This is a genomic window from Halarchaeum grantii (genome assembly GCF_014647455.2).
Classification (GTDB): Archaea; Halobacteriota; Halobacteria; order Halobacteriales; family Halobacteriaceae; genus Halarchaeum; species Halarchaeum grantii.
The window spans coordinates 24,626-44,740 of record NZ_BMPF01000007.1 but is presented as its reverse complement, the minus strand read 5'-3'; the positions used below and the strand labels follow the sequence as shown (position 1 = coordinate 44,740).

General features: G+C 56.9%; 25 protein-coding genes and 1 pseudogene. 11 read left to right on the top strand and 15 right to left on the bottom strand.

Annotation, left to right across the window (positions count from 1 at the left end):
• Positions 1-179: 179 nt before the first annotated feature.
• Complete coding sequence (locus tag IEY12_RS15005) at positions 180-347, top strand: DUF1931 family protein (protein ID WP_188884463.1); 168 nt, start codon at positions 180-182, stop codon at positions 345-347.
• Positions 348-372: 25 nt separating this feature from the next.
• Here the strand turns inward: IEY12_RS15005 and lrp are convergent, their stop codons facing one another.
• From lrp to IEY12_RS14990, 3 genes are all read right to left on the bottom strand, one after another.
• On the bottom strand, positions 373-828 hold the full coding sequence (gene lrp / locus IEY12_RS15000; RefSeq protein ID WP_188884462.1) for an HTH-type transcriptional regulator Lrp: 456 nt from the start codon (positions 826-828) through the stop codon (positions 373-375).
• 218 nt (positions 829-1,046) lie between these two features.
• On the bottom strand, positions 1,047-1,868 hold the full coding sequence (locus IEY12_RS14995) for an IS5 family transposase (RefSeq protein ID WP_188884461.1): 822 nt from the start codon (positions 1,866-1,868) through the stop codon (positions 1,047-1,049).
• A 512-nt stretch (positions 1,869-2,380) separates the two neighbouring features.
• Positions 2,381-3,133 (bottom strand): HFX_2341 family transcriptional regulator domain-containing protein, encoded by a 753-nt coding sequence (locus IEY12_RS14990; RefSeq protein ID WP_188884460.1) that lies wholly within the window; start codon positions 3,131-3,133, stop codon positions 2,381-2,383.
• 425 nt (positions 3,134-3,558) lie between these two features.
• Between IEY12_RS14990 and IEY12_RS14985 the strand changes: the two genes are divergently transcribed.
• Positions 3,559-3,747 (top strand): hypothetical protein, encoded by a 189-nt coding sequence (locus tag IEY12_RS14985; protein ID WP_188884459.1) that lies wholly within the window; start codon positions 3,559-3,561, stop codon positions 3,745-3,747.
• A 311-nt stretch (positions 3,748-4,058) separates the two neighbouring features.
• Here the strand turns inward: IEY12_RS14985 and IEY12_RS14980 are convergent, their stop codons facing one another.
• From IEY12_RS14980 to IEY12_RS14955, 6 genes are all read right to left on the bottom strand, one after another.
• Positions 4,059-4,604 (bottom strand): transposase, encoded by a 546-nt coding sequence (locus IEY12_RS14980; protein ID WP_229871442.1) that lies wholly within the window; start codon positions 4,602-4,604, stop codon positions 4,059-4,061.
• Positions 4,604-5,743 carry a hypothetical protein gene (locus IEY12_RS14975; RefSeq protein WP_188884457.1) on the bottom strand — a complete coding sequence of 380 codons (1,140 nt, stop codon included), beginning with the start codon at positions 5,741-5,743 and terminating at the stop codon, positions 4,604-4,606. Before IEY12_RS14975 ends, IEY12_RS14980 begins: the two co-directional genes overlap by 1 nt.
• Before the next feature lie 182 nt (positions 5,744-5,925).
• Positions 5,926-6,225 (bottom strand): AzlD family protein, encoded by a 300-nt coding sequence (locus IEY12_RS14970; RefSeq protein ID WP_268246011.1) that lies wholly within the window; start codon positions 6,223-6,225, stop codon positions 5,926-5,928.
• Between the two features lie 13 nt (positions 6,226-6,238).
• Positions 6,239-6,949, bottom strand: a complete 711-nt coding sequence (locus tag IEY12_RS14965) for an AzlC family ABC transporter permease (protein ID WP_188884455.1) — start codon at positions 6,947-6,949, stop codon at positions 6,239-6,241.
• Positions 6,950-6,966: 17 nt separating this feature from the next.
• Positions 6,967-7,653: a class I SAM-dependent methyltransferase gene (locus IEY12_RS14960; RefSeq protein WP_188884454.1), complete on the bottom strand. Its 687-nt coding sequence runs from the start codon at positions 7,651-7,653 to the stop codon at positions 6,967-6,969.
• A gap of 115 nt (positions 7,654-7,768) precedes the next feature.
• Positions 7,769-8,503: a helix-turn-helix domain-containing protein gene (locus tag IEY12_RS14955; protein WP_188884453.1), complete on the bottom strand. Its 735-nt coding sequence runs from the start codon at positions 8,501-8,503 to the stop codon at positions 7,769-7,771.
• A 104-nt stretch (positions 8,504-8,607) separates the two neighbouring features.
• Here IEY12_RS14955 and IEY12_RS14950 point away from each other — a divergent pair, with 104 nt between their 5' ends.
• The 4 genes and pseudogenes from IEY12_RS14950 to IEY12_RS14935 all read left to right on the top strand — a co-directional run bounded on the left by IEY12_RS14950 (position 8,608) and on the right by IEY12_RS14935 (position 10,583).
• Positions 8,608-8,829, top strand: coding sequence for a hypothetical protein (locus IEY12_RS14950; protein ID WP_188884452.1), 222 nt, complete (start codon positions 8,608-8,610; stop codon positions 8,827-8,829).
• Positions 8,830-8,850: 21 nt separating this feature from the next.
• Positions 8,851-9,673: pseudogene (locus tag IEY12_RS14945) on the top strand (IS5 family transposase).
• A 76-nt stretch (positions 9,674-9,749) separates the two neighbouring features.
• The gene (locus IEY12_RS14940) at positions 9,750-9,965 is read left to right on the top strand and encodes a hypothetical protein (protein WP_188884451.1); all 216 of its coding nucleotides are present in this window, start codon (positions 9,750-9,752) and stop codon (positions 9,963-9,965) included.
• A 99-nt stretch (positions 9,966-10,064) separates the two neighbouring features.
• Positions 10,065-10,583, top strand: a complete 519-nt coding sequence (locus tag IEY12_RS14935) for a hypothetical protein (RefSeq protein ID WP_188884450.1) — start codon at positions 10,065-10,067, stop codon at positions 10,581-10,583.
• A gap of 775 nt (positions 10,584-11,358) precedes the next feature.
• Here the strand turns inward: IEY12_RS14935 and IEY12_RS14930 are convergent.
• The gene (locus IEY12_RS14930; RefSeq protein WP_188884449.1) at positions 11,359-12,579 is read right to left on the bottom strand and encodes a PQQ-binding-like beta-propeller repeat protein; all 1,221 of its coding nucleotides are present in this window, start codon (positions 12,577-12,579) and stop codon (positions 11,359-11,361) included.
• 134 nt (positions 12,580-12,713) lie between these two features.
• On the opposite strand from IEY12_RS14930, the gene IEY12_RS16100 reads away from it, so the two are divergent.
• The 3 genes from IEY12_RS16100 to IEY12_RS14925 all read left to right on the top strand — a co-directional run bounded on the left by IEY12_RS16100 (position 12,714) and on the right by IEY12_RS14925 (position 13,620).
• Positions 12,714-13,010: a DUF8054 domain-containing protein gene (locus IEY12_RS16100; protein WP_483867017.1), complete on the top strand. Its 297-nt coding sequence runs from the start codon at positions 12,714-12,716 to the stop codon at positions 13,008-13,010.
• On the top strand, positions 12,998-13,198 hold the full coding sequence (locus IEY12_RS16095; RefSeq protein WP_483867016.1) for a DUF8054 domain-containing protein: 201 nt from the start codon (positions 12,998-13,000) through the stop codon (positions 13,196-13,198). The genes IEY12_RS16100 and IEY12_RS16095 overlap by 13 nt, the downstream gene beginning before the upstream one ends.
• 98 nt (positions 13,199-13,296) lie before the next feature.
• Positions 13,297-13,620 (top strand): hypothetical protein, encoded by a 324-nt coding sequence (locus tag IEY12_RS14925; protein ID WP_188884448.1) that lies wholly within the window; start codon positions 13,297-13,299, stop codon positions 13,618-13,620.
• 92 nt (positions 13,621-13,712) lie between these two features.
• On the opposite strand, the gene IEY12_RS14920 is transcribed toward IEY12_RS14925, so the two are convergent.
• A complete protein-coding gene (locus tag IEY12_RS14920; protein ID WP_188884447.1) occupies positions 13,713-14,627 on the bottom strand; it encodes a PQQ-binding-like beta-propeller repeat protein in 915 nt (304 codons plus the stop codon).
• A gap of 379 nt (positions 14,628-15,006) precedes the next feature.
• On the opposite strand from IEY12_RS14920, the gene IEY12_RS14915 reads away from it, so the two are divergent.
• The gene (locus tag IEY12_RS14915) at positions 15,007-15,510 is read left to right on the top strand and encodes a hypothetical protein (RefSeq protein ID WP_188884446.1); all 504 of its coding nucleotides are present in this window, start codon (positions 15,007-15,009) and stop codon (positions 15,508-15,510) included.
• 54 nt (positions 15,511-15,564) lie between these two features.
• Here IEY12_RS14915 and IEY12_RS14910 read toward each other — a convergent pair whose 3' ends face one another.
• Positions 15,565-16,221, bottom strand: a complete 657-nt coding sequence (locus tag IEY12_RS14910; RefSeq protein ID WP_188884445.1) for a hypothetical protein — start codon at positions 16,219-16,221, stop codon at positions 15,565-15,567.
• A gap of 50 nt (positions 16,222-16,271) precedes the next feature.
• Entirely contained in the window at positions 16,272-17,021 is a 750-nt protein-coding gene (locus IEY12_RS14905) for a hypothetical protein (RefSeq protein WP_188884444.1), read from the bottom strand.
• A gap of 356 nt (positions 17,022-17,377) precedes the next feature.
• Here IEY12_RS14905 and IEY12_RS14900 point away from each other — a divergent pair, with 356 nt between their 5' ends.
• The gene (locus IEY12_RS14900; protein WP_188884443.1) at positions 17,378-17,851 is read left to right on the top strand and encodes a hypothetical protein; all 474 of its coding nucleotides are present in this window, start codon (positions 17,378-17,380) and stop codon (positions 17,849-17,851) included.
• Between the two features lie 13 nt (positions 17,852-17,864).
• On the opposite strand, the gene IEY12_RS14895 is transcribed toward IEY12_RS14900, so the two are convergent.
• Both IEY12_RS14895 and IEY12_RS15785 read right to left on the bottom strand, forming a co-directional pair.
• The gene (locus IEY12_RS14895) at positions 17,865-18,662 is read right to left on the bottom strand and encodes a DUF7847 domain-containing protein (RefSeq protein ID WP_188884442.1); all 798 of its coding nucleotides are present in this window, start codon (positions 18,660-18,662) and stop codon (positions 17,865-17,867) included.
• 56 nt (positions 18,663-18,718) lie between these two features.
• Entirely contained in the window at positions 18,719-19,612 is an 894-nt protein-coding gene (locus tag IEY12_RS15785; protein ID WP_229871425.1) for a hypothetical protein, read from the bottom strand.
• Positions 19,613-20,115 lie beyond the last annotated feature (503 nt).

Sequence of the window (20,115 nt, the reverse complement as noted above, 5' to 3'; positions counted from 1 at the left end):
TCTACTACGAGAAACCCCTCACCTCATTTCGATTTACACATCGATGACGGGGGGGGAGGGTTCGTCCAATAGTACTCGAGCGGCAGATTAACCCTCTTCGTATTCTTATCAGCTGATTCACTCTTATTCCCCCTGTCTGCCCCTCGTTATAAGTGGGAGACGTGCGAACCCGACGCTGTATGTCGGATCTTGTCGTCAAAGCCGCAGTCAAGGACGCACTAGCAGAGAAGAACGTCGCCGGCGACTTCTACGAGGCGATCGATGAGGAGGTCGAAGAACTCCTCGAGGAGGCCGCCGCACGTGCTGAGGCGAACGGTCGCAAGACCGTCCAGCCCCGCGACCTCTAGATCGGTTCACACAGGCTTTCAGGCGTTACTCGACGTCGAGTTCGAACTGCTCGTTTTCGGCGGCGGCGTTGAGGACGACGCTTGTGGAGGACTGCTCGATGGCGGCGTCGCTGAGGAGTTCCTTGATGAGCGCGTTCATGTGGTCGGTATCGCGGAATTTCCCGATGGCGATGATGTCGTAATTGCCTGTTACCTCATAGACAGAGATCATCTGATCGTGCGCACCAAGTCGTTCGGCGAGATCGGGGAGTGCTCCACCCGCTGCTTTCAGCTGCAAGACCGCCGTCACATCGTAGCTAAGCTCCCCATAGTCGATTACTGGGGAGTAACCCGTGATGATTCCATCCTGTTCGAGATCGTCTGTGTGGTTCGAGATCGTTGTGACTGACACGTCCAACTGCTCTGAGAGACTCCGGAGGCTTGCCCGTCCGTCACCGAGAAGGGCATTTATCAGCTCGGCGTCGAGGTTCTCGTAGGTCATAGTCGCGCTAAGAGACGCTGCTGGGTTAAGCCATCTGCTTTGACCGAGTACTGGCGACTCCACTAATACGGACGAAGTATGACTGAAAGGGGACTGTCCAGTTAAGCGAGCTCAGCAAACTATTCGTGTATTAATCGATAGTAGTTGTGCGGTCCACAGTTTCTTTATCCTGAAGAAAGTCCGAAACTCCTGTTAGGTAAAGCTAGCATATCTAACGTTCAGAGTGCCTTGTCGATGTTATGAGTGAGACAACCGACAACGAGTTCACGGAACTGCTTCCACCAGCGCCGTGAGCGGACGAATGCGCCGTACTTGCGTTTGAGGCGAGAATTTACGGTCTCGTTCTGACTGCGCTGTCCGTAGAGATCGGCGTCCAGTCGAGCGTTCCACGCCTTGTGAAGCGACGAGAACTCGCGGTGCTTGATGAGCGGACGAACACCAGTCTCACGAGCTAACGCACGAACCTTCTGGTCGTCGTATCCCTTATCGCCGAGGAGAATCGCTACTTCTCCAGTGTTTCGCTTGATGAGCGACGGCGCAATCCGCGAATCGTGTTTTCGCGTCGTCGTCACGTGTACGTCGAGAACCGCATTCGACCTCGTGTCTACGAGAAGCGTGACTTTCAACTGCTGAATCGTCAACTTCGTTCGCTTCGTGTAGTGCTTCGAGGCGTGACTCCGGTCGAACCCGGAGGCGTCGATACCGATGACCCCGTTGGTCGGGAGGAGTGTGACCGAGAGATTGAGAAGAACTCGCCAAACAGCCATTTTGAGTCGATTGAACGCTTTACACAGCGTCGAGGGCGACGGGATTTCCTCAAGGTCAATGGCGCTCCGAATCCGGGGCATCTCGATGAGTTCGTCGAGAAGCGTCCGGTACGTTGTATTCTTCCGAACCTTGAGACACAGCAGAACGATGTGCTGATGGAGTGTGTACCGGCGTTTCGAGAACTTCGAGGAGTACCGAGCGACAGCTCGCCGAGCCAAGTGATACGCCTGCTCAACAAACCGGAGTAACCGCGACTTCGGGAGGGCCTGCATTCGGTCAAACTACCGGGCGAACCTGTAACTCTCTGAGGATTTCAACAGAGCCAGTATGCCCCTACCCGGTGCCAGATCACATCTCGTTCGTCCCTTGTTGTGGTTTCGGATGCTTTTCCATAACTCACGTCTGTTATTCAAGATTTATTAATCTTTGATGATCATCCTAGAGCACAGTTGTCGAACAGTTCACAAGTTTACCTAACAGCTGTTCTACCGGGAAAGATATCTATCAGATAGGAGTTTAACAGATCCGGGTATTTCAGCTAGAGGAGCTTGTTATCGTTGGTTGCCTACTGATTGTCGGTAACGTCTATGGATTTTTAGAGTGTAGTTCGTGCGCTCCCTCTGAATGCCCACTGACCAGGTGCTTTAGCCAAGCTTGTGCGAAGTGGATCAGGAGGGAGGGCGGTCAGCAGGGACTGCGCTACCCCATCAAGGGTACAATCCCATCAGGTGTTCAATACTTCGATATCGGTACTGTAGCCAGCGCCAATATTACCGAGATGCCTTCAATCGAAACAGCGGAGTTTGTGCTCAAACGCGCGAAGTACAGCCTCGCCAGTTTCAGTGAGTGAAACTTGCTTTTGTCGACCGACGCGCTCGATTGCGAGATAGCCGTTCGCGACGAGTGGGTCGACGACGTTCGCGTTCAACAGCGCGAACTTTGCTTTGTCATTCGCTGGTTGATTGTCCGCGATGAACGAGAGAGCGCTCTCTTCCGCGTATTCGATGATGTCTTTTTTCTTGGCAGTATGGACGCCTGTATTCGTCTCGTCGAGAAACGACATCACGGCGACTTGGTCGGTTGTTGGTGATTCGATCGGATACGAGGGGAGGACTTCGTCTTCGGCGTAGCCGTGGCTTACTGGCTCCTCACGTCCGTCGTGTGCGTATGTTTCCGGGTATGCATAGTATGCTGTCGCGTCCGTCGCCATACACGCGATTGTCGCACCGACCGCCGAGAGTTTTGATCCACTCGAGACGTTCACACGGACAATGTCGTCGGCGTGCTGGGTGATGAGTGTCGTAACCCTACCGAGCACGTCGTAGACGTCGAACAGGTTGATTGTTCGAGTTCGCACCGTAACCCCCATATCGTTGAGTTCGTCGACGAGCTCTGAGTGGTACGCCGGCTGTTCCGTATCCCGCTCCTCGTGTTCAAGTAGGTAAATGGTATCAATTCCATAGCGTTCAGCGGCGCCGAGGACGCGATCATACTCGAAACGCAGCGGCGCAATATGGATTTCGTTGATCGTCTGCATTGTGGAGGGCCTCTCGTCGTCTTCTGCGTCAACGAAGAACTTAAATGTCGACGGAAGAGGGACTATCTCGATATTCGCTCATATTGGCGGACCGCCTATCGTATGAGTAGTATCCAAACTATCGGAACTTGTCGGTATTATTGGTGTAAAGAGGATAGAATTGCCGTCTATCCATTCTACTACACTACGCTAATTCGGTACTATCACCCACCGGAACACAGACCGGTGTTGCAACTGGTACAGGACTACTTGACCAGCTGGCTGCAATCACTTGGAGTGACACTCGAAGCGGTACGGACGAAGACTTATGTTGGTAGAGTGATGAGTGTCTGGTATGTCCGGTAGATTCAGTAGTATGTTATATCGAAGGGCGACGAATTATCTGGGACAATAGCCTTATCTGATATTCGACGCGATTGGGGAATATGCATCAGCTTGTTCGGGGTCTTGTATCCATCTTACTTGGGTTGTTCGTTGGATTTTCAGGTGCGTTCATACTCAGCCCAGACCCGACAGGTATTTTCCCCATAGTTGCAGGATTGGTTCTGGCTATCGTGTTAACAGTAGTTTTCTACGTTGGAATGAGCAGGATCTCTTCAACCGAGCCAGAGTAGCTACCGTTACACTCCAACAGTCTACCGAACAGCACATTCACTCAGACATTCCTGAATCAAAGCTCACACCTCATCCAGATGAGCCCGTATGCATTGAGAAGGTCGGTCTCAACTACCACAACTTCGGAGGATAGCGAATCTACAAACGAAAGCAGGCGATCTCGCGGGTGATTCAGGGACGACGAAGTGAGGCAACTAGTGAGTGTAGCTCCCTACTTATTCAGAGGTCAACAGGAAGGCGCGAAAACGAGAGCGGACGCGACAGCTATCGCTATGGACCCGACTAGAACACGAGAGGAACCCAGCGTCGGCTATCCGTATGGAACGAGGAAACAGGCGAGCAACTCAATGGCCTCACCTGTCGTCAGCACGGGCTCGTCACGAATCGGCTTCCCGACATCCAACTTCAACAAATAGTCTGCAAGCCGCCACACGTTGTACAGCAGGCACCCGAACAGGAAGTTGAAACACCGAACGCGGTAGTCTGTGGAGGCCATCGTTGGGAGGAACTTCTTGATCTGCTTGTACTCGTTCTCGATCTCCCACCGACGACTATAGCGGTTACACAGCCCTCGAACGTCCTCGGGAACCACGTCGTCGCGGTTCGTCAGGAACACTGCATAATCGCCGTCCTTCTCGGTCGAGGGGACGTACATGAAGTTCACCTCGTGGCTCACCTCGCCGTCGACGCCCAACTCCACGTCGGGTTCCACACCTACGTCCGCAACCGGGTGGTCGTCAACCCTCGCGACGCCTTCCAGATCGTCGGCGTACTTGCGCTTGGGGATGAGGTAGGTGATGTCGTGGCTGTCGAGCGTGTGGAGGACGTCATGGCCATCGAACTCGCGGTCAGCCATCACGAGATGGACGTCCACGTGCTTGCTCGCTTCTTCCAACAGCACACGACGACCTCAGCGCGGCTTCGCGTCTCCACGTCGTCATCCTCCCAGTAGGATGCATCCCGAATCGGTTCGACGGCGAGGATGAGTGGGATGTTGTCGCCAACGATGGTGAGCGTCGAAAACTGATAGCCGCGTTTGCCTCGCTCTTTGAGGCCGTTCACGGGCGCTGGAAAGTCGTCTCTCGCTATGCCCTCGTCGTAGTCTTCCCACGGTGAAGGGTAGAACGCCGTGTCAGTGATGTCGATGGCTGCGACGACTGGCTCGCGGAACGGCTTCGTGTCCCGAATCGTGTCAATCGTGTTCCCGACTGCCGTGCTGAAGCCGTCCTGTAGCTCCTCGGAAACGCGCTGCCACGGTTCAGTCCGATACTTGCGCCCAGTACCACGGTACTCGGTAAGTGTGGATTGGCAGCCGGTGGGCTTCCCGAGTTTCTTGATCGCCCGGAGATGGGTGTCGCTGTGTGGGGTCTCGTCGCGGCGGCTCATCCGTGCGAATCGCTTCGTTCCCTGTGCAGTCCCACAGTTCGCCAGACTGAGGTAGGACTGCATCAAGAAAATGCACTCGTCACTGTATCGGGCGTTCGAGGCACGTCCAGTATCGAACGCGGGGAAAACGTGCTGGCGGGCGGCCCGCACTGTCTCACGGATTTTTGCCTCTGAAAGGTTATCGGGAATCTCGCCTGTCTCGAACTCGTGGCTAGTCCCGACTTCGGCGTCCGCGCGGTCGTCGCGGATAACGCCGTGCTCGATGGCTTCCTGTCGGAGGGCCTTGCCAGCGACGACTATCAGCTCGCAGAGGTCGGCGTCAAAGCGATAACGCCACGTGTACGAGAGGGTCTGTTGCGTCGGCGTACCGTCGAGGTCGAAGCGGAGTTCGAGATACTGCCACGAGTCGAGACGGTCGGCAAGTTCGTTGTCGCTGTAGTCGCCTGCATACTTGTAAAGGAACAGCCGCAGCATCGGCACAAGGTTGTAGCCGTGGCTCGGCGTCCGCTCGTACTGGTCGTCAATCTCTACGAGCGGGAGATCGAGACCAGCAACGACTCGTGTGAGGTGGTCTTCGTGTTCACAGAGGTCGCTGGCTTGCTGGACCACCCGCTCTGCGAGGGCAGGCCGCCTGCCGTCAGCGTCGCAAGGAGCGGGTGGCACCGTCTCATTGTTTACATATCTTACTTGTCGGTACTTAAGCCGTAGGGAGAGTATTCATATAGAGATGAGCTAAAGAAAGATTTCATGTACGCTCTTGTGTAGCGTGTTATGAAGTGAGAGAGTCGACATCACGCGGCCATTGGCAGATGACGGAGGAGTAGTACAATTCCGATTCCCGCGAGCATCGCGTAGAGGATGTTCCCGGAGCGCCACGCGACGACGAGCGCGGCGAGCGCGGCACCCCACTTGGCGGGACCACCTTTTGCGAGTTCGGGCACGATGAGCGACACCAAGATTGCACCTGGAACGTAGCTCAACCACGCTTGGAACCGAGGGGACAAATCAACCCGGCTTACTAACCAATAGCCCCCAATCCGGGTAAAATACGTTCCGACAGCCATTCCAACGATAGCGACGAATGCAACCATATTCACCTGCATCTCAGGCATATTCATCCCTGACGACTCCGGCGATACTTCCTGTGAGGCCGCCGATGATGATGTGCCAGTTCCCCGCAATGATGACAGACGCGACGAGCGCGACCAACGCTGCGATACCAACAGGAACGGCATCCTCACGCCCATCCCACACGCCGACCAAGAGCGCGATATAGACGGCGATAAACGCCATGTCCAGCCCGTATTTAGCGGGGTTCTCGATGAGCCCGCCAACGGAGACGCCGAGGACGGTTGCACTGACCCATGCGACGAACACGATAAGGCCGCTTCCGAGGAGGAATGCGGCGTCGTTCTCGCCGTTCGACCGGGCACGCATCGTCAGCCCCCACGATTCGTCGTTCAGGAAATACAGCATCCCGTAGGTTTTCTTGGGAGTGAGGCGTTTGAGCCACGGTTGAATCGACGCGCCCATCAGAAGGTGGCGAAGATTCACCGCGACCGTTGTGACTACGATAGCGATGACCGGAAGTGGTGACTCCCAGAGATCGAGGACGACGAACTGTGCGGACGCGGCGAAGACCGAGGCACTCATCAACACAGCTTCACTGAGTCCGAGTGACGACTGCCGTGCGAGAACCCCGAAGACAATGCCGTAGGTGAATACACCCAGTGCGATAGGGGTACTTTGTCGGACTCCTGCAAACAGGCCCTCCCGACTAAACTCCGTCTCCTCTGACTGATTGTGTTCTTCCATAGTTCGCTCCGCTGTTTCTATACCCGCGCGTAGACGACGATGTTCTTGTGGTCGTGTTCTTCAAGCCGATACTGCGGGTGAGGTGGGTCACGCCATTCCCACGTCGTGACCTGCGCAATTTGAAGTCCGAAAGAGGACAGTAGCGTCGTGAATCGATCCTGCTCCCCGATGAACATATACGTCACCTCGTGCCCTTCCTTCCTATACTCGTACTCTTTGAGCGCCCCCCAGTCGGCAAGGAGTTCACTGGTGGACTCGGCGTCGTCGCCCTCGACGGGCATATTGAAGATGACATGGCCGCCTTCTGTTGTCACCCGGATGAGTTCGCGGAGGACGAGCTCGACTTCCCGCAAGTGCGTGAGCGCGTCAAGCATAATCGTTGCATCGAACTGCCCATCGTCGTAGGGAAGATTCCGGAGATCGGTCTCCCGTGTCGTGACCTCCCCCTCAGTTCTCTCGGTGCAGACCTCCAATGCCTCTTTGCTAATGTCGCACGCGTGGAGGTCGGGGATGGACGTAACGAACCGTTGGCTGTTCCTACCCTCACCCGCGGCCGCCTCTAAGATGGTTTCGTGGTCATATTCGTTCAGATACGCCGTAATCTCGTCCACGAACGGAAGCGGTTCCGACGGCATTAGGGGTTCCTCTTCGTTCGCGTTCTTATGATACAGTTCAGTCCACTGCTTGCCGGTGTATTCTGTCATAGATGCAATATTAGTCGTGTGGATTAGTTCAGTGAGCGAAGTGCTCCTGACTGTATGAGGCAGATAGAGAGAGAATCCGCAAGGCTCTCACCCTACTATAGTCGGGTGGGGATAGCTACTCAGAGGGGCTTTGAGTTTCAGGCGGGTCAAGAAGGTAGTTCTCAGCTGAACGGAGATGCTCGAGGAACGTCGTTTTCGAGACGCCCAGATCGTCAGCAAGTTCCTGGACGCTCGTTTCTCGCGGCCATTCGTAATAGCCGTTTTCACGAGCTAATTCGTACGCTTGGCGTTGGCGTGGTGTGAGTTCGTCAAGCTGGGCTTGGAACGACGATTGAGTTCGATCTTGGTCGGCAGGTGTGACTTGATTAAGCGTGATGTTCGCATCGTATTCCTTCTGAATTTCTTCTATCCGCCGACCGAGAGCGGAACGGTCCATCTGCACTAAGAGCGGCCAAACCTCCCGGCCTTCTTCCATCTGTGACGGCCCGTCGAGTACGAACCCCCGAGAGAAGAACGCCGGACCGATGCCCTCAGTGAACTCGTATTCAATGAAGACGTCCTGTGAGAACATTCCGATAGCTGACTCAGGCGCAATGCTTTCCGTTGGTGTAGACTGTACCTCCTGAACACAACTGATTCGAGTTGAGTCCTTCGCGGTCTGGACGGCTTCCCTCACATGATCCGACGAATCCCCGTAGATCGTACATCGTTCGAAAGCCTGCCGCCCGTCCATAACGCTACCATGCCCGAGAACGCCGGCACCCGTCTCCTCCATGACTTCGACAGTCCAGCAGTCGGGATGCCACAGTTCCAATTTCACGCTAAGAAGTTCACTTCTCGGGAGTGCCATCGTGTTAACATTCTCCGGGTTGGTCAAAAAACATCGCCCCAAACCCGACTATGATAGGCAAGAATTCAATTCAATTCAGTTTAGGTACGGTTTCCGCTTGTAGTATGAGCACTGAAAACTCACAAACTGGGCTCGAACGAGCATTCACCCAACTGGGCGACCATGACCAATACGATTGGGTTCCGCTTCCAGAAGAACACTTCGAGGGCGTGTACAACAAGGTACTCTACTTCAACCGAGTTACTGGCGAGGTTTTCGAGCTGGTAAAAATCGAGGGCTCTGTAGTTTCGCTAGACGTAACGGCTACGACTGCGTTATTGCCGTAGAAAGCGAAGAGACAGATTGGTTTGACATCCGAGATCCGTCTCTTCACTCGTGTTACGGTCGCTAAGGCTAAATCAGTTGTCGCTAATCCTGACGAACCCGCCGACCCCGAAGGGGGTGGCGGGTTCGCCGAGTGGGCGATGCTTACGCTACACGCGCTTCGCATCGAACTGGGCAAATCCTACCGCGTTGCGGTGGATTTGCTCAGCGAGATGCCCGGCGTCCTCGACGAAATCGGCCTCACGCGACTTCCGCACTATACCGTCCTCCGCACGTGGTTTGCGCGGATTCCGACGCAGACGTGGCGTGCGTTTCTCGGCGCGTCAACCGAGAAACGCACTGGCCACGCTGCCATCGATTCAACCGGTATTTGACCGCGATCAGCCCAGCCGTCACTACGCCAACCGCACTAACTACCGCGTTCGAGCGCTGAAAGTCACCGCACTCGTGGATGTCGAAACGCTGTACATCACCGACATCCACTCCACAACAAGCAAGAAACACGATGCGAAGATCGGCCCGCAGGTCGCCCGGCGTAACGCCGGCGACCTGCGGAGCCTCGCCGCCGATCGAGGCTACGATTCGAAAGCCTTCCGTGACGAACTCCGCGAAAACGGCGTCCGACCGCTGATCAAACACCGTATCATGAACCCGCTCGATCACGCCCACAACACCCGCATGGACGGTGATCGGTACCACCAGCGCTCCATGTCAGAAACCGTCTTCTCCTCGATCAAGCGCACGCTCGGCGCAGCCGTGCGTGCGCGAAGCTGGTGGTTAGAGTTCCATGAAATGCTGCTCAAAGCTACCGTCTACAACCTCCGCCGGAGCGTGAGATATCCGTGAAATCAACCGCTGTGTACCGAAACTACAGAGCCAAAAATAGCAAAATATTTATATTTGGATGGAGCGAATGGCCAGTATGGCAAGCATCCTGAATACCAGCAAGGTCTCCCTGTTACTGAAAATCGGAGCGCTAGCCCTTGTCATCCAATTGATAGTCTTTCAGGGCAGCTTCGGCCTCGTCAGCGATCCCGGTCTGTCCGATTCACTTGAGAGTGTCCTTAGCAGCGGCTTACTGATCGCCGCGGTCGTTCTTCTCCTCGGTGGCCTCTTCCTCTACCTGAGCGATTCATAACTGTATTCTTTGTCCCGCTGCCGTCGTTAGCTGCACTTTTATTCCAATCAATTATTGCCAGTTGAATGAGGTATAAAATCTATCCCGTAATGTAACCTATTGGAGTTGGAGAAAATGAAGAGAAGACAAATACTGAAAATAGGAGTAACGAGTGGAGTAGCCCTGACTGGTCTCGGAACTGCTGCAGCGAGGCGACGAAGCCACGATGGGCCAGCTGGACAAGAGAGTGGCGAGTTCGAGGTAAGCGAATCCAGTTCACAGGAAGTAAACAAAGTCAGACAGTCCAGCCCGTATCAGGACATCACCGGCGATCTGCCGAGGCGGGCCAATCTGTTCAACTTCGACCGCGCCAAGACAGTCCGGAAGAAGGGCGAGGGTGACTCGTACAAACTCGCCGTCCCGATTCAGGGCGCAGAATCGTTCGATCCGGTGTCGGCGACTGAAGGGCTTCATGCCCATGTCAACTCTGATATCGACGAGGTGGACATTGTTGCTCGATACGAGGGTCTGGCAGACGAGCGCTCGGACTCGGGGCCCGCGGCTGCCCAGAACCTTGAGTCCGCCTCGACGATCTCTGCGTCGACCTCTCCACAGGGGGGCAAGCGATCAGAGCCCTAGGAAGCGGCTGTCAGTACTCGGATATCACCCCCGGATACAAGTGCAATGGTGTCTACGATACTGAAGAAGCCTGCACGGTAATCGGTGCCGCAGCGGTTCTGATTCCTGCGGACGACGTGACCGGTGTTGGTGTCATTGACGACGTCCTCCTGCCCGCTGTCGAGCCTGCTGCAGCAGGATGTGCCCTCGAGCAGGCAATCGAGATGGGTATCGCAGACTGGCTGAACGCGTGTTCGACCGGCAACTGGGTCTGGGAAGTCTACACCGCTCGTTGGTGGAACCCGGTCCCTCAGAAGTTCCTGGCAATCCCCCGGTGCGGGTAGGCGGATCGATTGCTACGTCCTGAACAGACGGGAATTACGTTCCCGACCGGGCGCCGCTTCGACCCAGAGTGAGGGTCGGACGCGTGCGCCACTGCCCCCGTGATCGACGCCGTCCCGGTCGATCACGTGCGGGCGGTTTCTTTCGAGCCGGATGCGAATGTGGCGTGCAGCGGGTCGCGGAAGCGGCGCTTGACGATCCCGATCAGATACGACCGTCAACGCCTAGCTCGCACATCGCCGTAACCGAGGCGTACGACATCTGCCATCCAGACTATAGTACTCGGTCTCACGCAGTGCCAGAAGTCGCCGAAACGAGTCATCGCGACCGCCGGCTTCGGGGGGTTCATCGTGACTGCAATCGTCGCGCCGCCAGACCCGGTCACGCAGATACTCTTGTGGCCGGTTGCCTTCGTTGTCTGCCTCCCAATCGTCTACTGGGTGATCGGTCGCAGTCAGTCAGAGACGCGCACGACGGCATAGTCGCGGCCGCGACCCGCGTAGTAAATCGCATTGTCACGGACGGACGGCGCACTCATGAGTGCTGGTTGGATGTCGAGAGTGAGTGACCATCGGGTTCTGCCAGTCGCGGAGTCGAGGGCATATACGGCGTCTCCACAGAGCGCGAAGCGCGTGTCTCCGGCGATGACCGGAGGTCGTGGTCCGGGTCCGAGAGAGCCAATATCGAGTGTCCGCTGCCATACGTTGGTTCCAGTCTCAGTGTCGAAGGCTGCGAGCGCGGCGTCCGGAGACTGGGCGTGAAGTCTCCCGTCCGCGACGGCGAGATACGCACTCCCGTCCTCCGGCAGTGGAAGTGACGCCGTCCACTGTGTCGTCCCGTCGTCGAGCGAGAGCGCGTAGACGTCACCACAATGTGCAGCGTAGTAGAGATGGTCGCTGCCGGCGACGAGCGGAACAACGCACTCCGGGAGGTCGTCACGCCGCCAGCGTTCTTCGCCGGTCGCCGGATCAATGGCGGCGACGCCGGTATTCTCGTGATCTTCACCGACGATTGTGTACGCCACGCTATCGCGAGCGACGAGTGCAGCGGCTGATCCTCCAGTGTCGTACTGCCACTGCCCCTCGCCAGTCACGGGATCGTGGCCGTACACTGTCTCATCATCAGCGTCGAGAAGAGTGTTGGCGGCGAGTACGGGCGAGTTTGACGCCGCACCATAGCCGCCCGTATTCATCCGCCAGCATAGCTCTCCATTCCGGACGTCGTATGCAGCGAGGAACTCCGCCGTCGAGACGAACATCGTGTCACTGGCAAGCGTCGGCGTCGACTTCCCCAGCGGGTAGTCAACCGTCCACGACGCGTCCGACTCCCCGAGTTCGAAGCCGCGATACGCGCCAGCGTCTCCATCTCCGTCACTGTAGCCGACGACTCCGCGTCCGTCCGCGAGTGCGACGGACGTGGCGATAGCCGAGGTCCCGCCCGTGACACCCCTAGCGGTCGCGGTATCCGACGGACCACTCTCGTTCGTGGCGCCGGTGTTCGCGAAGTCATGCTGGTAGGTTGGCCACGCACCACGGACGTCGCCAACAGGTGCGTCCCGCTTATGGACGCGCTCGCCGCCGGCGACAACACGACCGATACAGCCCGTCAGGGAGACGAGCCCAGTTGAACCGACAGCAGCAAGAACGCCACGGCGTGTCTGTGTGTTGGAGGGCATACAACCCGTAAATTTCACCATACCGGTAAATACTTTCTTACGGCTCTGTTGAAAATCTATTAGCTCGACACTACACCCGCTGGAACAACTGTTAGGAAGGTCTGCAAGCATCTCTCTACAAGGAATTCCACGATATGCGCGTTCCCAAACTGACTCAACTAGACAGCACCTGCTTAAGTGAATCATTTGAACAGAAATGGGCTGGCGAAATATCAAAAGTAGCAGAGTCGAAAATTGATGGCAATGACATCGCAACCACACTCGGGATTCAAGACGCGAATACAGAGTATGAGATCGAGATACACGATGATGCTCGAGCGTTAGCGACTGAGGATGGAATTCTTGGTCAGTGGCCATCTCGAGATGCACTTATTGCTGATATTGCTGCCTCAAGAGTGCTTAATCACTGGGCAACTGAATGGGAAACTTAGAACCCAGTACGAAGGGTACGATCCTACATAGCCTCCGTCTGTTCCTAAAAACCTGTCCAACAACTGGTGGCCAGATTACAATGAGTAAGGAGACAATTGAGTCATGCTGCTCTTCGCAAGAAGTTGCTGTTATTTCTTGTGAAGAAACTGGTAAGAGACTATTTGAGCATCCTGTAGATGCAGAATAAGATATCACACCTCGCACCAGTACAGCTATTCAGTGTCATATTCATATAATAAAAACTAGATAAGATTTTTAAATCTAGGGGGGGGGGGGAGACATATTATGACAGATTATAAGCCAGTTCTCGTTGGCATTACTATAGGTAGTGCCGTAGCTGCAGTAGAGTACTTAGATGGAAGGTGGTTCCCAGAGGTTCTACTCTCACTGGGCGTTATTTGGACTCTAAGTGGCTGGCTATTAGCCAGAAATAGTAGCAAATTACGAGAAGCTAACAAGCTGCACAGTTTCGCGCTTATTCTGCTTGTGACTATAATACCTATGTTTGGTATCCATCCCAATCTCCCACTTAACGGACTTCGAACCACGCTCATCTTACTTACAATAGGGATCGGTCTTGTCGGGGTTGGACTTGGGATGGAGATATAGCACGGGGTAGCTCTGTCAAAATTGCATTCGTTAGGTATAGAGAAAATACCGAACGATAGGTTTCTTCTGAACCGAACCTCGATAGAGCCGATTCATTTCTCAATTGAGTACAGTCCCTCGTCGGTGGGAATGAACACGCGGTCCGATGCATTCGTCGGCCAGTGTCGTAGCCCTGCATCGATCCTGAATGTCCATCTTCTGTCCCCAGTCCCTCTGTCAAGCGCGAGGAGTTTGCTGTTGTGGTGGTCCACGACGAAGACTGCGTCAGATCCGATTGCGGGGACAGAGGGTGTCCCGGCGTCGTCGCTCATCCACTGCTTCCGTCCGTCAAGAGCGTACGCACCGACTCGAGTGCCGTCTCGCTCGCTCGCATATACGTTCCCGTCGGCTATGACCGCACATTCTGTGGCTCTCAGGTCCGTGTCCCAGGCAAGTGTGCCATCGGTTCGATTGAGCGCTACGAAGCCAGTCTGTTCCTGTGAGGAGACCAATAGGGTGTTCTGGTGGGCTATGACCTCGCTCGACGGCGCGACTGGATGCGTCCAGTCACGGTCGAGCGTCAAGCGATCGAGCGCCCAGAGTTCGCCATCCGTGACGAGATATATCGCGTCGTCTCGGATGACTGGCGTCGAGGGGAACGTGTTCTTGAGCGTCCGTTCACGACGCACCTGTCCTGACGCCCGGTCGAGCTCGTAGAGGGTCCCGCCAGCGTTCACGTAGAGGACGTCTCTGAATGGGACTGGCTGACTCGCGTCGCCCACGAGGTCGTCAAAGTACCACTTGCGCTCGCCCGCTGAAATCGCGTGGACACCGCCTCCTGCGTTTTCGCTCACATACACAGTGTCCTCAGTGACTGATGGCGGCTGGTCGATTTCTCCGTACGCGTTCTGGTACGTCCAGACGGAGTCGCCCGTCCCCACATCGATAGCGTGGACGTCCTCGATAGTGCCGAAATACGCCGTCCCGCTCTCCACAGTGGCTACGCCAGCCGGGCTCTGCGAAACCACGTCCGACGACCGTCGACCAGAGCCGAGACATCCGCTCGCGGTGCACACTATTGTAGTGACTGCCGCAAGTACGTCCCGACGTGAGGCCTCCATTATAACATGATATAGGATTTAGATATTTGAACCTATGGGGGTTCGTAATTCGTGTATTTCTACGGGGACCGATTGATAGGCAGACCTACGTACCGGCGTGTTTACTGTCGAAATAGTTGAAATAATACCGTGGGAAGAGTCCTACGATACTCGTTATCAGATATCTGTCTGTCCATTACGTCCACACTGTACTCATCGACCGTTGCTTCTCGTATGAGGCAGCTGTCATCCAGAGGGAGTTCGGAATACCACAATACCCACAACGAGGCGGCATCGATATTCTCACGTGCCCTCCATCGAGTCGTTCAAGACGAAGCGCGGCGTCGTGCGGTTCACAGACGACGCCGTCCTCGTCGAGGAGTCCGTCAGCGAGTACGCCCGCTCGCTCTATCAGGGGTACTGGCAGAACGAACGCTGGGGGCGCAAGACGATTTTCGTCGGCTACGTGTTCGGACTGCTGTTCGCCGTTGGCTGGCTCGCAAGTGCGATTCACTCGGGTGACGTGCTTCTCCTCGCGGGAGTGCTCGGTCTACTCGTCGTCCTCTTGGTGGTGAACTACGTTCGAGGATTCCGATCACCCGATCGCATTTCGCTTGACGATATCGAGGATGTCTCCGCGACGCGCGGTGCGAAGGGGCTGACACGCTCACGACTCGTTGTCACGTACACGGATGCTGGATCGACTTACAAGTGCCGAGTGAACCTGCCGTCTCTCTATACGGACGATGGTGACGCTGCGTTCGAGCGTGCAGTCGATGCCTTCGACGAGCGCGGGTTCGACATAGAGTGACGGGCGGGACTGGAAGCAGGTCTCCACGGCGAGCGGTCGAGTAGCTTCGAAGCGTCAGAGCGATAGCGATGTCTCACGGTCAGCGACGCGGTAGCCCTGCACGGCGAATGCGTCGGCCCGATATCGGTCGGCAACGAACTGCTGTGGAAGCCGTCGAAGACCGAACCGACGGTCCGACGCCCACTCGACATCGACGACCGTGTCGTCGCCGCCTCGCTGTATCGATACTGTGTACGTCGCCCACGATCGGCCGCCGGCCGTTACGATCAGTTCGAGATCGCCGTCGACCCCTGCATCGGGAGCATTCGAACGCGTCTCGACAGTCATCTCGGTGGAACGCAATCCGAACAGGTACGAGAACTCGTAGGTCACGCCGTCGTCTGTCGAGCGAACGTCATCGGCGACCCCCCACTGGAAGGCAAGCGGGGGCGGCGTTTCACCCTCGAACTCGGCCCGGACTGCGCCAGGGTCGGCGTCGGTGACCAGTCGAGCGGTGCCGCTGGTTCGGAATACCGGAACACGAACCAGCGCACCGAGGACCAGCCCGACGAGAATCGCCTCTACCAGTGAGAACAGGATGAACGAAGCGCCGACGACGAGCCCCACGAGAAGCGCAACCGCGGAGCTGAGCGGCCGTTCGAGTCGCTGGTATCGTCGTGCGACATCGACCGCGTCCGAGTATCGATCGATCTCGTCTGTGGAGGAGGGCATCGATAGGACGTAGACGAACCGTCGGCGTAGATGTTCTGATTTCGGGCCGTTCAGAGCAAAACGAGCACGAGCCCGAGCACGACGACGAACACACCGATGCAGAGGCCAACGAGCGATGTCTTGGTCATCCGGAGGAACGTCTGTCTCGGTGGCCGGTCGGAGACGACGAGGGGATTGACGCCATCTCTCCTTTCGGTGACGCGACCGACAACGGTGAGGTCGTCTCCGGGCGTCGCACGCTGTTCGCTGTAGCGGCGGGTTCCGATCGAGAGAAGTCTCGTGATCGGTTGCAAGAGCGATGGAGGTTCGCGCCAGTACGTCGTCACCGGAACGGCCGCGGCGCCCCGCTCAAACCGTTCGATGCGTTCAGGTGGGTCGTCGCTCGGCGGGACGGTCGCGACGATATTGCGTTCGAGTGTTACGGTGTGTGCCGGTTCGACAATATCGATGTCGGCTTCGGATGTCCGCAGGCGGAACGTATCCGAGCCCGCCAGCTCGTGTATCGTCACGAACCAAGGGAGCAAGACCGGACTCAGACGACGTTCTTCGACGGCGTACCGGAGGGCGAGGCAGTCCCTCCCGCTGAAGGGCGCGCTCAGGAGGTCGGCTTCGCCCTGTTGGGCCGTTCCAGAGATGCGAACGAGCGTCCCGGGAGTTGTCTCTCCGAGCGTCGAGACGGCCGCTGCCCGGTAGATGCCGGTGGCACGCCAGACGTACCGCCCACTGAACGCGAGGACGACCATCCCGATAACGGCGAGACCGACGCCGAACAGTTGACTCCCGGAGAATCCGAGGACCATATGTAAAATCGAGTCGAACCCCGTATGGATGTGTCGACTATCTCCCCGCTCTCCATCAATATCGCCAACGGACGAGTCGGATGTATCTCTAATCGCCGAGCGTGTCGTAGAAAGCCCCACAGCAGTCCTTTCAGAGAGGACAGTGTGAATTAACCGCTGTGTGGGATTGGGTGTCTATCAGTTCAAATTCACGGGTGGGAAAATATACACTCATGGAGACATTTTGGTTCGATATGAGTCCTCCATCCTCGCGTCGTCGATTCCTGGCGCTCTGTGCCACTGGAAGTGTTTCCTCTCTTGCAGGGTGTGGAGCGATTGACTCATCGAACGACACGCAAAGTACGACGACACCGGAGATGATACAGTCAGTGAGTGGGCTGGTCTGGCAGAAGGCAGTGGAAGTCAAACTCACTCAAGCGGACTCTTCTGTTTGGACCGAGGTCCTCGGGCTACAGTTCGACCGTGAGCAAAACGAGGTATTCGGTGGCTTCGATCGGGAGTACGTTGAGGGGGCCGTCGATGACGCGTCGGTCACCATTTCATCGGAGACGCACGACGATCTGACTACCGAGTTCGGCCAGGTGAAGTACAACGTTAAGCTTGGGCCGATAACCGAAGATGGCGATCACCTGCACGCACAGGCTCGCCGTGATGCGTTCAACGACCTTCCGCTGGCTGGACACGCATCTGTAGAGAACTTCTGGGTGCAGGCGACCGATGACCTCCGAGTTGGGTACGTTCGTCCGACGGAAACCGAACCCCCCGATCAGTCTCCAGCGTCCGTTGATATTGGCCGCTTCGACCTCGGAGACCGTTTCGACGGGTACTGATCAGCCGTACTAATCAGCGCGTGAGTTCTCGATAGAACGACACGGAGTACACCGCGAAGAAGCCGCCGAACAACGTTCCACCCGCGAGGATGAGGAGCCCGACGACGACCATAATCGGGAGCGATGGCTCGGGAAGTCCAAGCGTGGTCGCTGATTGCGGTGACAGCAACAGCGAGAGCACGCCGAACACACCACCAAACACGCCACTGAGGACACCGACGAGGACGGAGTAGCCAAGCGTACTCACGAGGTGGTGGCGAACGACCGACGCGCTGTGTTTGAGCCCGTCGACCGCGCCCATGTCCTCGAGCACGATTGCCTGGCCGTAGAACTGGAGGAAAAAGAGCACCAGGAGATACAGGAGGACGACGATTGCGACGACGATTCCGATGGCAGCGAGAACAGCGAGGTTCGCTGATTCGAGGCCACCGCCGCCGAGGACGAAGATGCCACCGAACAGAGCGACGAAGAACGCGACCATCCCGAGGGCGAAGTTGACGGCCATCAGGGCGAGATACGCGACGAGCAGCGAGACGTAGTTGGCTTTCCCGTCGTCGACGAACGTCTGTAGTGCCGTTCGTCCATCGAGGGCTTCGTCGGCCATCGCGATCAACCCACCGTGGAAGAACGGCATCACGACGAGAAAGACGAGCGACATACCGAGTGAGACGATACTGCTGAGTAATGGATCGACCGCCTGGAGGGCCAACTGTGGTACCTGGATCAATGACAGGGCGAGTACTGGAACGAGCAGCATCGGATTTCGGCGGAGGGCGCTCGGCGTCCGGCGGAGGGCATTCAGGACAGCCATATCGGGGATTCCATCGGCGACCTGAAAAGTTATTCCCTATCGAACAGCTCGCCACGCTACGCCGCGGGGGGATTGACGTACAGCGCGTAGCGATAGAACCCCTCGTCGTACCAGAGCAATTTGCCGGTTACGTCCGTGTCGACGGCGCCGAGGCCGAGGGCGTCGAGCACCGTGTCGAACGATTCTGAGAGTGGAGCCGTCTCCGTGTACGTCTCCCGTGCGATTGCCTGATCGAGGATCTCCTGTGCATCGGTCGGAAGCGTTGCTGGGGTGAGTTCAGCATCGATCCGCGAGCCGAAGACGACATCGCGGAACTGGGCACGCGAGTCAGCGACCTCGATGGCCAGTGCCGTGTACGCCGTCTCGACAATCTGCTCGCGGGTTACACGGACGCGGTACGCCCACGTTCCGCTCTCGGTCATCGTCACAACTCGGCCGTCGAGATCGCCGGTCGCAAGCCGGCTCTCGCGTTCCGATGGCCGGCGCAGGACGTAGGCATCACCGCGAAGCAACTCGGCCGTACTCGTCTCGCCATTAGTGTGGGTGTAGCTGTGGAGGATTTTGAGTGCGCGTGCGCTCGGCTGTTCGAGTGTGTCGATCAGGACTGCGTCGTTGGGCACTTGCTCTTCGGGAACGGGGTCGACACGAACCAGCTGGCGCTCCATCCGTGTGCGCCCGGTGATGACGTGTTTCGTCTGGTAGTACGACCCCTCGTGAGCCACGTAGGCGTCGCTCGGGAGCGGTTTGTACCCGTACGACGTGTGTCGTCCGTCCGGGAGAACGTTGTCAAGTGCAGTCCGTGCTGGCTCTCCGAATAGCGCCCCATCGTCAGGTTCGTAGAGGGCGTATTCGACCGGCGGGGCGTCGATTGAGTCGACGGTGAGGCTGTACTCGGAGGAAGTATCCTTCGAGCCGAGGAGATCGCTCGTACAGCCGGCGAGTGCCGTCAACGTTGTTGCCCCGCCAATTTGGAGGAAACGTCGGCGAGTCGGGACCATACCGGATGGTGAGTCCGCACTCATTTGGAGGTGTTGACTGGCGTGAATCTCGAGAGATGACACCTACAACGAACTGATCCCCCAATCGTAGTGAAAGCCTCTCAGATGCTGGATCTTGCGTCCCCACAGGTCGGCATAGTGGACGGAATTATGGCGACAAACGCACCATAGTCCGATATGGCGACCCTCCAACGGTGGTCACCGTTGTCGGCTGCATGGAACCGACCCCCTCGCAATCAGCCTCGCGGTCACTATTCTCTATTCATTGGTCGTGTTCGGGTACAGTCTTCTTCCCTCTTCGAACGTCTCGATTTCGGGGACGCTCTGGCATGCCCTTGTATTATCGACAGTGTTCGGGCTCGGGACGATCGGGGTTCCTGTCCTGCTCTGGCTCCGATATAAGATTCGCAGTCCGGGAGTGCTGCTGGTGGGTATTCTCCTCTTCTGGCACGTTC